The organism is Candidatus Cloacimonas sp., assembly GCA_039680785.1.
Taxonomy (GTDB): Bacteria; Cloacimonadota; Cloacimonadia; order Cloacimonadales; family Cloacimonadaceae; genus Cloacimonas.
In genome coordinates this window covers 1-12,253 of record JBDKSF010000083.1, presented here as the reverse complement: position 1 = coordinate 12,253, position 12,253 = coordinate 1, and the positions used below count along the sequence as shown (strand labels likewise).

General features: G+C 36.3%; 12 protein-coding genes. 1 reads left to right on the top strand and 11 read right to left on the bottom strand.

Going from position 1 to position 12,253, the window contains the following annotated elements; all coding sequences use genetic code 11:
- Positions 1 to 19: 19 nt before the first annotated feature.
- From ABFC98_05645 to ABFC98_05630, 4 genes are read right to left on the bottom strand one after another with little or no spacing between them, the layout of a single operon-like run.
- Complete coding sequence (locus tag ABFC98_05645; protein ID MEN6445511.1) at positions 20 to 841, bottom strand: 2,3,4,5-tetrahydropyridine-2,6-dicarboxylate N-succinyltransferase; 822 nt, start codon at positions 839 to 841, stop codon at positions 20 to 22.
- Positions 841 to 2,010: a PatB family C-S lyase gene (locus tag ABFC98_05640; GenBank protein ID MEN6445510.1), complete on the bottom strand. Its 1,170-nt coding sequence runs from the start codon at positions 2,008 to 2,010 to the stop codon at positions 841 to 843. Before ABFC98_05640 ends, ABFC98_05645 begins: the two co-directional genes overlap by 1 nt.
- Positions 1,994 to 2,530, bottom strand: a complete 537-nt coding sequence (locus ABFC98_05635; protein MEN6445509.1) for a hypothetical protein — start codon at positions 2,528 to 2,530, stop codon at positions 1,994 to 1,996. The genes ABFC98_05640 and ABFC98_05635 overlap by 17 nt, the downstream gene beginning before the upstream one ends.
- A complete protein-coding gene (locus ABFC98_05630; GenBank protein MEN6445508.1) occupies positions 2,509 to 3,372 on the bottom strand; it encodes a PHP domain-containing protein in 864 nt (287 codons plus the stop codon). The genes ABFC98_05635 and ABFC98_05630 overlap by 22 nt, the downstream gene beginning before the upstream one ends.
- 79 nt (positions 3,373 to 3,451) lie before the next feature.
- Here ABFC98_05630 and ABFC98_05625 point away from each other — a divergent pair, with 79 nt between their 5' ends.
- Positions 3,452 to 4,237: a methyltransferase domain-containing protein gene (locus ABFC98_05625; protein MEN6445507.1), complete on the top strand. Its 786-nt coding sequence runs from the start codon at positions 3,452 to 3,454 to the stop codon at positions 4,235 to 4,237.
- Positions 4,238 to 4,352: 115 nt separating this feature from the next.
- Here the strand turns inward: ABFC98_05625 and sppA are convergent, their stop codons facing one another.
- From sppA to ABFC98_05590, 7 genes are all read right to left on the bottom strand, one after another.
- A complete protein-coding gene (gene sppA, locus ABFC98_05620; protein MEN6445506.1) occupies positions 4,353 to 6,812 on the bottom strand; it encodes a signal peptide peptidase SppA in 2,460 nt (819 codons plus the stop codon).
- A gap of 491 nt (positions 6,813 to 7,303) precedes the next feature.
- Entirely contained in the window at positions 7,304 to 7,837 is a 534-nt protein-coding gene (gene rsmD / locus ABFC98_05615; GenBank protein ID MEN6445505.1) for a 16S rRNA (guanine(966)-N(2))-methyltransferase RsmD, read from the bottom strand.
- Between the two features lie 175 nt (positions 7,838 to 8,012).
- Positions 8,013 to 8,588, bottom strand: a complete 576-nt coding sequence (locus ABFC98_05610; GenBank protein ID MEN6445504.1) for a hypothetical protein — start codon at positions 8,586 to 8,588, stop codon at positions 8,013 to 8,015.
- Between the two features lie 314 nt (positions 8,589 to 8,902).
- Positions 8,903 to 9,883, bottom strand: a complete 981-nt coding sequence (locus tag ABFC98_05605; protein ID MEN6445503.1) for a diguanylate cyclase — start codon at positions 9,881 to 9,883, stop codon at positions 8,903 to 8,905.
- Positions 9,884 to 9,957: 74 nt separating this feature from the next.
- Positions 9,958 to 10,470, bottom strand: coding sequence for a ferritin (locus tag ABFC98_05600; GenBank protein ID MEN6445502.1), 513 nt, complete (start codon positions 10,468 to 10,470; stop codon positions 9,958 to 9,960).
- Entirely contained in the window at positions 10,470 to 11,663 is a 1,194-nt protein-coding gene (locus ABFC98_05595; GenBank protein ID MEN6445501.1) for an FprA family A-type flavoprotein, read from the bottom strand. The genes ABFC98_05600 and ABFC98_05595 overlap by 1 nt, the downstream gene beginning before the upstream one ends.
- A gap of 104 nt (positions 11,664 to 11,767) precedes the next feature.
- A partial coding sequence (locus tag ABFC98_05590; GenBank protein MEN6445500.1) for a zinc finger domain-containing protein occupies positions 11,768 to 12,253 on the bottom strand: 486 nt, incomplete at its 5' end.

Sequence of the window (12,253 nt, the reverse complement as noted above, 5' to 3'; positions counted from 1 at the left end):
TTTTCACTGAGTAAGGGGCTTAAAATATATCTCTTAGAGCTTTTTCCAGTTCTACGCTGCGCTCTGTTTTAGCATCCCGATATTTAATAATTATTGGGCAGTAAACTTGATAATTAGGATCATTTTTCATAGGTCTTGAACCTGGAACTACAACAGCTCCTTTAGGAATAGTAAAACTACCCCCACAATCCCTCTCTAAAAATATACTGTTAACACTGTCATAAACAGGCGTTGAGGCAGTTATTATTGTTCCGGAAGCAATCACTGCTTTACTTTGAACAATAATTCCTTCATAGATACCAGTATTTCCACCTATAAAAACATCATCTTCAATAATTACGGGACGCAAATTCACTGGTTCTAAAACACCTCCGATCATAGCTCCGGCAGAAAGATGCACATTTTTTCCGATCTGTGCACAAGAACCAACTAAGGAATGGGAATCTATTAAAGTTCCAGTATCCACATAAGCACCGATATTTATATATGCAGGAGGCATAATAGTAACTCCAGCAGCAAGATAACAACCATTACGAACAGAACTTCCACCCGGAACAATGCGGATTTTATCTTTCAGAGTAAATATCCGTTCCGGTAGTGTATCTATATCAAAAAAGGGCTTCTTCTCACTCCAATTATAGGAGGTTAACTTCCCCATTCTAAAGCCCAAAAGAATACCCATTTTAACCCATTCATTAACTTGCCACTTTCCGTTCTTTTTCTCACAAGAACGAATTTTTCCGCTATTTAGCATCTTAATAAACGCCGTAAATAAATATCTGTGTTCTTTCGTGTAAGTTTGCGGAGGATTTTGGTATAGCTCAGTAATTGTCTGTTCCATTATCGTTTGTTCCCTGCAATCGATTTTATCCTGTTTAGGGCATATTCCATTTTGATTCTGGGCAAGCCGAAATTGAATCGCAAAAAGCCCTCTCCCTCTTTGCCAAAATCACTTCCCACTTCCAATGCCAAACCAGCTTTATTGATCATTGCACTTTGTAATTCATCTTCTTTATAGCCCCAGTTTCTAAAATCCATCCAAGCTAAAAATGTTCCCTCAATTGGGCTGACTACTACACCCGGTAATTCACTGTTTACAAACTCAGTAAGCATTTTCCGATTGCCGTCTAAATAACATAATAGTTCATCCAACCAGCCCTCTGAATCATTATAGGCAGCTATTAAAGCTATTATTCCAAAACTGTTACCAAGATAAAGATGAAGCTTTGTATTAAGTGAGCTTATCTTATTTCTTATTTCTGAATTAGATATAACAACAACTGCGGTTGCTAATCCAGCAATATTAAAACTTTTGGAAGGCGATAATCCAGTAAGACAAAAATCCGTAAAATTGTCTATAGAGGCAAAAGGGATATGTTTATAGCCAGGGTAAACTATGTCCGAATGAATCTCGTCGGCAAACACAGGAACTTTATATTTGGCACATAAATTTCCCATTTGGGATAATTCAGCTTTTGTCCAAACTCTGCCCACTGGATTGTGAGGGCTGCATAAGATAAACAATTTCGCTTGTTTCAGTTTATTTTCAAAGTCCATCCAATCGATACTGTAAACGCCATTCTCATTAGTCAAAGGGGAGGTGAGCAATTTTCTATTATGGTCTGTAACTGCTTCATAAAAAGGATGATAAACAGGAGTTTGAATTAGGACACCATCACCGGGTTCAGTTAAGGAAAGCACCGTTAAAGATATAGCAGGAACGATTCCTGGGGTAGCAATAATCCAGTCCTTTTGGATATTCCAACCAAATCTTCTTTGTTCCCAGGATATAATTGCCTCATTGAAATCATTTAAGCGCAGGTTATAACCAAAAACGGGATGTTTGATTCGTTCGGCAAAAGCATTAAGAATAGCGTCGGAGACAGCAAAATCCATATCTGCAACCCACAGTGGAATGAGATCGCTTTTTCCGAACAGCATATTTAAGGCATCATATTTAAAACAACCGCTATTATGGCGATCTATTATCTTATCAAACTTGCTCTGCATTATTCTCTCCAGCGATAGTGCGTAAATGTTTAACTACTTTGCCCAATAGATCATTCAATTGAGCATTGGGTGAAAAGTCAGCCAAATTCAGCAAAATTTCCAGGATTTTGGGAAAAGATGCAGATGTCTTAAATATCTTTTCTTTGTTTCCTTCTTTGTATTTGATAATGATGCTGAATGTTATCTGTTTTGCCAGGTCTATGGAGATGACATTTTCGTAGGGAATTATCAATTTGGGTTTGGCAATGAAACCAAGGCAAACTCTATCTTCATAGAAAGTTACTCTATTTAGAGCAGTAAGTTGTTTGATTGCTGAATCCAACGCTACAAACAATATTATCAAAGGCAAAACCTTAAAAAACAGAGGAGTGGTGGCTGTAACAAATTTGATTATGAAATAGAAAGAATAGCCACAAACGGCTAAAGCAAAAAACAGCCAGAAAAACCTCATAATTTGAGAATAACGATAGGTAAACGGTAATTCATTCCGAATTGATTTTACTTTGATTTCACGCGGCATTGATATTCCTTCCAAAGTTTTTTGATACTATTGATGACTACTTCCGGCAGAGGAATGATATCCAGCAAATTGTGTTTATCTTGTTCACTGTGAAAATCGCTTCCGCCTGTCATATACAGTCCATTTTCCAGAGATATTTTAATAAAATTATCAATTTCCCACTGATAATGATCAGGATGCCAAACCTCCAAACCATCAATATTCATAGCTAATATATCTGCCAAATAAGATACTTTGCTCAGTTTTCCAGGATGAGCAATAACGGCAAATCCATTTGCATTATGAATTATGGAGACAGCATCTGCAACGGAAACTTCTGGTTTGGGTACATAAGCAGGTTTGTTATTGCCAATATATTTATCAAATGCTTCATTTTTGGAATGGCAAAAACCATGTTTAACCAGAACTTGAGCTATATGAGGACGGATGATTAATTCCCTGCTTCCGGAGATGGCAATCACTTCTTCCAAAGATATCGGCATTCCCATTTTTGCCAAGATTGCAATCATCTTTTTAGCTCTTTCCTTACGACCGATCAGATACATTTCTGTCATATCCTTCAATTCCTTGTTATTGAAATCGCAACCATAAGCAAGAAGGTGAACATCATCCCCTTGATATTGTGAGCTAATTTCCATTCCCGGTAAAATTCTTAAAGGCAGAACATTTTCCGGAATCCGAGCATAAGCATCAGCAGTATCATGATCAGTTATGGATATCAAATCCAGACCTATTCCCAAAGCTTTTTTCACTAAAACTTCAGGGCTCAAACTTCCATCTGAAACATTAGTATGCAAATGCAGGTTAATACGCTTAATTTCATCTATACTTTTTACTATCATAATCTAAAATTTCTCTGTTGACTTTTTTTGGCACTGCTAAAAATAGTCAATCTATTTTTTGATTAGGGAGAATTCAGTTATGGAATACGATCCATTAAAAAATCGTCTGGAAAAAGTAATTGCTTTATATCCGTCTGTGCGCAAACTTATCTTTCACCTTTTTCGGCTATTTTTTCTCCGTCAGCGTTATGTATTTAAGGAAATCAATAATCTTTTTGAAAATACAGACAAAATCAGATTATATGATGCAGGAGCGGGATTTTGTCAATATTCCGATTTTATTTTGGCAAATTGGAAAAATTCCATCTCTTTTGCCACAGACCTGAAAACCGATTATCTGAAATCCTACGCCAATTATGCAGCCGAAAAGTATCCGGGTAGATTTTTTTATAAAAGCGCCGATTTACAAACTTATCTACCTGCTCATAAATATGATCTATCCTTGGCAATAGATATTTTGGAGCATATAGAGGATGATGTTTCCACGCTCAAAAATATACTGGATGCTCTAAAACCTAATGGTTATTTAATTATTTCCACGCCTTCCAATCTGGATAAGGCAGCTGAATTTACTTCCGAACATATTAGATCTGGCTATAATAAACAGGAATTGGAAAATAAACTTCAGCAAGTAGGTTTCAGAATTGTTAAAAGTATCTATACTTATGGACCTTTCGGTTCCCTATCTTGGAAATTAATGTTAAAATTCCCAATGCAGCTTATCCAGAAAAAGCTATTTCTATTTTTGCCTGTTTATTATTTGCTTGTTTATCCTATTGGCGAACTTTTTATGCGTTTGGATATGCAAATGAAAAATAAACAGGGCACAGGAATTTTGCTCGTAGCACAAAAACCGGAAAATTGACATCCTGTCAGCCCCAGCATAATTATTCTTTAGCTACCTAAGTGTTTTAGGAAACTTCCGAATGAACCTGCCAGGAAAATAACAAGATGTCTTTCTTCCGGATAGTTTAGAACAATTAGAATTGTAGCGTTTCTGGCACCTCAGGACACAACATCAGGGCTTTATCCTGAGAGAAATCACTCCACAATTCATAGAGTTTAATATAATCCTCATTAATAGTATTATACACTTTCAGGGGCATAAAAACACCCATATCGCCTAAGTTTATGTTAATTCTTAATCCTTCATTCGTGGTTGTGGCATCTACAAGGGTAATTTCCCCTTTTTTACCAATTAGTTCTTGCATACTGTTTTTGGCAGTGTCCAAACCACCCAGTTCATCAACCAGTCCTATTTCCAACGCCTGATCTCCAGTCCATACTCTACCTTGAGCATATTGATGAACTTGTTCAGAATTTAAATTTGGGCGTCCCAAATCCACTTTATTTACAAAGTCCTCATAAGTATATTCGATGCTACGCGTAACTATTTCTTTTTCTTCTTCCGTCCAGGGACGATACAAAGAGCCAAGATCGGAGTGTTCACCTTTTTTAACTGTGTCCCAATTTACTTTGATTTTATGAAACATTTCCGTGCCATTAAAAATCAGACCGACAACTCCAATGGAACCAGTTAAAGTAGAAGGTTCGGCAACAATTTTATCAGCGTTACAAGAAATGAAATAACCACCACTGGCAGCCGTTCCAGCCATCGAAACAACTATGGGTTTTTTATTTATGGTTTTGGCAAGTTCCAATTCTCTCAAAATTATGTCACTGGCTTGAGCACTTCCACCACCGCTATCCACTCTTAAAATAATACCTTTATACAGATTATTTTGGCGTGCCTTTCGAATCAGCTTAACGGTTGTTTCCTGGGCGATATTTTTACCGGGAATTCCTTTTCCTGAAACGATATTACCGCTGGCATAGATAACGGCAATTTGATTTTCTTTGGGTTTATACCAGCTATAATCACGATAATCGGTAAGTTCTTTTTGCTGTTTGGTAAAGTTAAAATCCTTTTTCAATTGCTTATTTAGCTGGTCTTCATAAATGAGTGCATCCACCAAACCCTTTTCTAATGCTTCGTTAGCAATTAAATATGGTCCTGCATTTATTATTTCAGCGGCGGGAGCAACCAATTTATTTCCTCTTCCCTGTTCCATATCCTGTAAAATTTGAGTGTATAAAGATTGCAGGATAAAATTATATACTTCTTTTTCTGCATCGGTCATTTTTTCTTCCGAGAACATATTACCGGCATTTTTATATTTATGACTGCGGAAATTGAGCACTTCAATTCCTAAACTGGACAGCATATTTTTTAGATAAGGGCTGGAAATACTTAAACCCCTTAGATCAACAGAGCCCGTAGGATTCAGGTAAATTTTATCCGCCAGGGTGGAAGCAAACATATAACCACCATTGGAAATATCATCATAATAAAAGCAAACTTTCTTGCCAGTGCTTTTGAAATTGCGAAAAGCATCCACCAGTTCTTCTTTCAAAGCCAGAGAAGTAGAAAAACTGGGATTTTTTAATAAAATTCCTTGAACCTCAGGATCATCTTTTGCTTTATTAACTTCATCAATTATATCTTCAATGGATTTATCCTGGTTATCGTATATATTCACAGGCCCAATTTTATATTTAGGCGCAGTGTAGGTTACGATATTTCCGCTTAAATCCATTTTATGCCAGGTAGGAAATGTCTTTCCCAAAAAGGGTTTGTAACTTAAATCAGAGAGTTGAGCCCAAGCAATTCCATAATTATTATGTTTCTCGGAGTGCATTAATCCGCCTGCTTCTAAAAATTTGGCACATAAACTAACATTTACAAAAGCGGCTTCAGTATCTAAATTATAGGTTGCTCCTATTTTTAAACCATCCAGAATTTGGGTTTGCATACCCAGCACCGGCTTTTTTAGCTCGTAGTCCTTATCGTTTCCGTAGCGTGCATAATTGGCATCTATAGAAATTTCTAAACGGTAATCGGCAAGGGCATCCGAAAATGCAAAAGGACGAAAAGCAAGCCCTAACCTATAATAAGGTGAATAATGCATCGGATTGTCCCAAGTAAAAGCCAGAGAAGTAGAATTATGTGGTCGGTAAGTTATCCCACTTCTAAAAATACCATTGTCAAAATTGCCTTCTGACCAGTGGTAATTTGTTCCAGCATACAAATTTGGTAATATGTATGCCGGGAAAACTTCAGAACCAATCGCCAGAGTATGCAAATTTTCATTATGATCTCTTTCAAAGATGTAGCTTAAATAATCCGAATTTAAAAATATCCAATAGTGATTTTGCCACTCTTTTTCATCATTCAAATAAGCGAGCCCTAATCCACCGTATGTTCCAGTTCCTATTAAAGCTGGATTGCTAACAGGAGCAAACATATTATCGGTATTGGCGATGGAAAAATCCTGTTCACTTAATACGACAGGATCATTATTAACCGTAGTTTGTGCTTGCCCATAAGCACATATTAGCAAAAGTAACAATATTGTAAGCGTGATAAATGCCTTTTTCATCCTTTTCTCCTTAACCTATTGTTTCTTATCCGTAAACAATGTGCCTCGTAATAATTGTTTACTTCATTTATGATGTTTACATTCATTTTAGGATGTGCTATAAAGTCAAGCTATATTTAAGCGATGATTCAAGTAGCATTAGTAACTTGCTGCTCGCTAACTCATAACTCCAATCCTCATAATAACTATCCCATAACCATCCCATATCTCGATACGGGATGGTTATGGGATGATTAGCCGTTCCATATCCGCAGAGAATAAGAGCGAGCACTCCGTAATTATCCTATTTTATAATGAGCACACAATGATCTTTACGGAATGGATAACTCATTTTATACCAAGAGGTTAAAAGATTTGCTACCCCACTTACTCCACTAAAAATAAAAGGTGAGATTTTATTGATAGAGGCAGGCAGATTAAACTTGAAGCCAATGCTCAGGAAAAAGTTGTTGCTAAACTATTTGAACTATTTGCCAAAAGGCAAATTATATTTATCGGCTTAACCAGCTGAAACTGGTGTTTTTAAACTGTTTTTCGTTGATGATATTATTGGAAAAGGCAGAGATTATTTTTTCTTTTGGAGAGTGCTCCACCATAATGATGCCATCCTCCTTTAGCAGTTCCTTATCAAAAATAAGCTGTAAAGTGGGGTTTATTAAATCTTTATTATAGGGCGGATCAAGAAATATCGTATCATAACACTCCTTACAGGAATTTAAGTAAACCGCTACTTTCTTTTGCCACAGATGACATTTATCCGAACAGCGCAAAATATTTATATTTTTCAGCAGCGTGTTAATCGCTTTAGGTGCAAATTCTACAAAATCTACCCATTGTGCTCCTCGCGATAATGCCTCCAGACCTAAGGAACCAGTCCCCGCAAAAAGGTCTAATACTCTGTATCCTTCATAGTTTTGATAGACACTGAAAATAACTTCCCGATTAAAAGAAGTGGTGGGTCTGGTGCTTGTCCCTGGAACCAGAAAAAGGTTGTGCCCTTTATATATGCCTGTTATTATTCGCATTGTTCTACAGCTTTCTTTGCTTGTTTTTTTCGGTATCCTTTCAATTTTAGTTCCAGCTGAACGGGATAAGGATCGTAAAATGGACAAACAAGGATTAATGCACTTTCATTCTGTTTGCATTTTTTATAACAATCTGCACAAAGGGAGTTAATTGGTTCGGAAATTTTGGAAGGCATCAGGTTTTGATCTTTAAACTTTGCATCTCCAGAAATAATGTGACCAGGTCGCTAAGTTTTACTTCACTCAATTTTTGGTTTTTATCAAATTTGGCTAAGATAGCTATCAGCAAATCCTGAACATTATACTCGCCAAATTCATTATTTTCGGAAATAAGATTAAGTTGTGCTTGCTGTTCAATTTCATTTAGGATTTCGGTAAGGGATTCTACTTCTGCTTCATCTGCCAAAAAATCCTCTGGCATAACCTGATTGAAGATTAATTCAGAACCTTGAACACACTCTTCCAGTTTATCTTTTGCCTGAACCATATTGCAATAACCCTGATGGTGTATGATTTTAAGATAAGAGAGTTCTTCAGGAGAAAAAAGTTGTTCAATGCGAGGATCATATACACTGTTGGAATCGTTTAATAGATGTAGATGTAACTCTTCAATTTTCTCCCTGAGCTCAGGAGAGGAATCATTTTGGCTGATCAGTTCATAAGCCGCTAATGCTTCATAGAACTGATTCTGCTCTTCAAATAGCTTTGCCATAGTTAAAGTTGGTTTCCAGCTATGGTCATTTGATTTCATTATCTTTCTCCTAATGTATTTAGATTGTGAGTCAAATTAGGTTTTGCCGATTATGTGTCAACTTCTTTCTTTGGCATAATCGTGTCCTGTTACAGCTAAGCAAGCAAGTTAAAATGAATTGGCTAATTATTTTTTTACCAATGAGATAGTAAAAAGCAGATTAAGAACTTTCTGTACCATTTACTGAAGCAGGGATACGCAAACTATAAGTAAAATCTACTTATAAATGAATGCGATGATAGTTATAAGGTGAAAACATTGTTGGGTTTATGTAATTACCTATAATCTTTCAGAATTATTATCCTTTGCCTACTTCACTCTTCTTTGCGTTCCGTAGCATAAACACTATTATAATAATTAATTACCTTGTTTTTCCCGATTTTCTTGCCTTTATACATTGCTTCATCTGCCTGATTGACAATCTCTTTACTGGTCGGATCCCCATAGTGAAAACTTAACCCAATGGTAATCGTAATTTCTATGGGATTATTATGAAATTCAAAAATTTGTGCCTCTACGGCTCTCCGAATTCTTTCCATAGCTATGATGGAACCTTCTACTGAGGTCTCCGTTAAAATAAACAAGAATTCTTCTCCACCCCATCTTCCAACTGTATCCGTCATTCTTACATTTTGTAAAAAAATGTTGGCAAGCTGAATGAGCACAATATCACCGCAATTGTGACCAAAAGTGTCATTAACCCTTTTAAAATCATCAATGTCGGCAATGGCAACTCCAAAACCTCTTTTGGTTCTGAAAGCGCGGCTACTTTCTTTGGTCAGCAATTCTTCCATCACTCTGCGGTTGAAAAGTCCGGTTAAAGCATCATATCTGGCTAATCGTTGTAAATCTTCATTGGCGGAGCTTAATTCCAGATTCAAAGCTTCCATATCCTGAAACATTTTTTTCTGGACTTGCTCTGCATTTATCTCTTTATCTATATCTACAAATATACCCAGCACACCAATAATTTTGCCATCCTCATATAGAGTTGAACTGTGCAAATCAGCCCAGAATATGCTTCCGTCCTTTCTTTTATAACGACGCTGTTTACGCATATTGTTCACAATGCCGTTTGTGAGATAAGCCAAATTTTCGTTACTTACAAGCAGGTCTTCATCTGGAGTAACATCCTTAATATTTAATAACTTAGCTTCTTCTTGCGTCCAGCCCAAATACTGAGACCAGGTGGGATTTACAGTTACAAAATTACCTTTTATATCGGTAATCCCAATTGCTACAATCGCACTGTGAAAAACTCTTGAATAGAGGTCTTCTTCTTTAATAATATCCATAACATTCCTCATTTCTCGTTTATCCTAAAGATTATTAAGGGATAGCTTGAGGAAAGGCAATGCCTCCCTCGTTATTATTGAGTCGTAACAGGGGGAACATAAACTCTTTGCCCCAGTTCATTATCCAGAATGAAAAGTGCCTGTGGATCCTTGCCGATTAACTTTAAGCGGGTTACAACTTTCCCTACATTTGATTCTTCTTCAACCTGTTCATCTATATACCATTGTAAAAAACTTTTACTGGCATGGTCATTTTCCTTGATGGCAACATCCATTAAGGTGTTTATGCTCTCAGTGATGAACTGTTCATGTTTCAATGCTTCCGAAAATGCCTGAAGAGGTGAATCAAAATCAATCGCAGGTTGTGAAATGGCTTTTAATTCAACTTTGCCATTCCGATCAATCAAATAGTTAAAAAATTTCATTGCATGAAAATGTTCTTCCTGACATTGAACATCCATCCAGGTGGCAAAACCATCTAAATCTTGACTGGCAAAATATGCCTGCATACTCCGATACAAAAACTCGGAGAAAAATTCTTTGTTAATCTGTTCATTAATAGCCGATTGCATTTTGGGGCTGATCATCATTCCTCCAATTTTGTTTTAATTTGTTGCTTTAAATTCTCTTTTAGATCATCCAGTTCTTGTTGATCTGGAATATATTGAACTTTTAGCGGCTCAAGCATTTCAAAACCACATTCATTAACATCACCTAATATATTGTGGATAAGCGGTATGCTTTGTCCACCCCAACCATAACTGCCAAAGGCAAGTCCAATTCTATTTTTGGGGGATAAACCCTTTAAATAATATAAAAAAGCAGCTACCGTCGGTAAAATGGAACTATTCAAAGTTGGCGAGCCCACGGCAATAAATTTAGCATCCATCACTTTGGTCATAATATCAGATATATGATTGGTCTGCAAATTCAAGAGTTCGGTACTGATACCTTCTTCCGTAAACGCATCGGAAATAGTATAGGCAAGCTTCTGAGTTGATTTCCACATTGTATCATAAATAACCAAAGCCCGATGCTTATCTGAATTATTAAATGCCCAATTTGTATATGCCGTAATTATTTCGGGAATATTTTCTTCTGTCCAAATAACACCATGGCTGGGACATATCATAGAAAATTCCATATTATTAGCTGATTTTAGAACATTCTGAACCTGCTTCGAATATGGTAACACGATATTGGCATAATACTTTTTTGCTTCATCCAAAACTATGCCGGAGGGAAGGTCTTTGGCAAAACGCTCCGTTGAAGCAATGTGCTGACCAAAACCATCATTGGAAAACAATATTTTTTCTTCGGGACAATAAGTAAATTGATTATCAGGCCAATGCACCATCGGAGTGGTTAAAAAGCTCAAAGTCCTTTTACCAATCCTGATGCTGTCTCCGCTTTTGATTTCTTGAAAATTCCAATCCTCTTTAAAATGCCTTTTCAGTCCTTTTATAGCATTGGCATTTGTATATAAGGCCGCTTTCGGAATTAACTTTATAATTTCTGGTAAACCACCGCTATGGTCCATTTCTATATGATTTTGAATTAAAACCTCTATTTTGGAAGGGTCAATTATATCTTTAATCCGCGCCATCATTTCTTCAAAGAGATAACTTTTAACATTGTCTATAAGCGTTATTTTGTCATCTATAATCAGATAGGCATTGTAAGTGCTTCCTTTCTGAGTTAAATAACCATGGAAATTTCGCAAATCCCAGTCAATGGCACCTACCCAGTATATTCCTTTTTTAAGTTCTACTGCCTTCACTATATTCTATAGCTCCTTTTTTTATATATTTTACACATCATATCTATTATAACACTAAAACACTTTTCCATCATAATACAAGATATCTCATTTTGCTAAAAGGGTCAACTTTTATTTTTCTGACAGATGGGACAGTAATAAGTAGAGCGTCCTGATTGCTTAATGCGTTTTATTGCGTGTGATAGAGGACAGCACTTCTTTTTATATACTCTTAGGAAATTCTGAAAGCTGCCTGTTTTATCATCTATTTTACGATAATCAGAGATACTTGTCCCACCTTGTAAAATTGCTTCTGAAAGAACTTGTTTGGTTTGTTGAATTATTTCCACAATATCTTTTTGCTTAAGCTTACCGGCTGGAAGCAAAGGATTTATCCTGGCTCTATACAGAATTTCACATACATAAATATTTCCTAAACCCGCTATTATGCTTTGATCCAGTAAAACCGTTTTTATAGGTGCTTTTTTACCTTGCATTTTTTCTTTTAAATTTTGGGTAGTGAAATCATCACTAAAAGGTTCAAGTCCCAAAGTCGGTAGATATCTATCTATGTTACATTGTCGGCAGATAATTATTTTACCAAAGGTGCG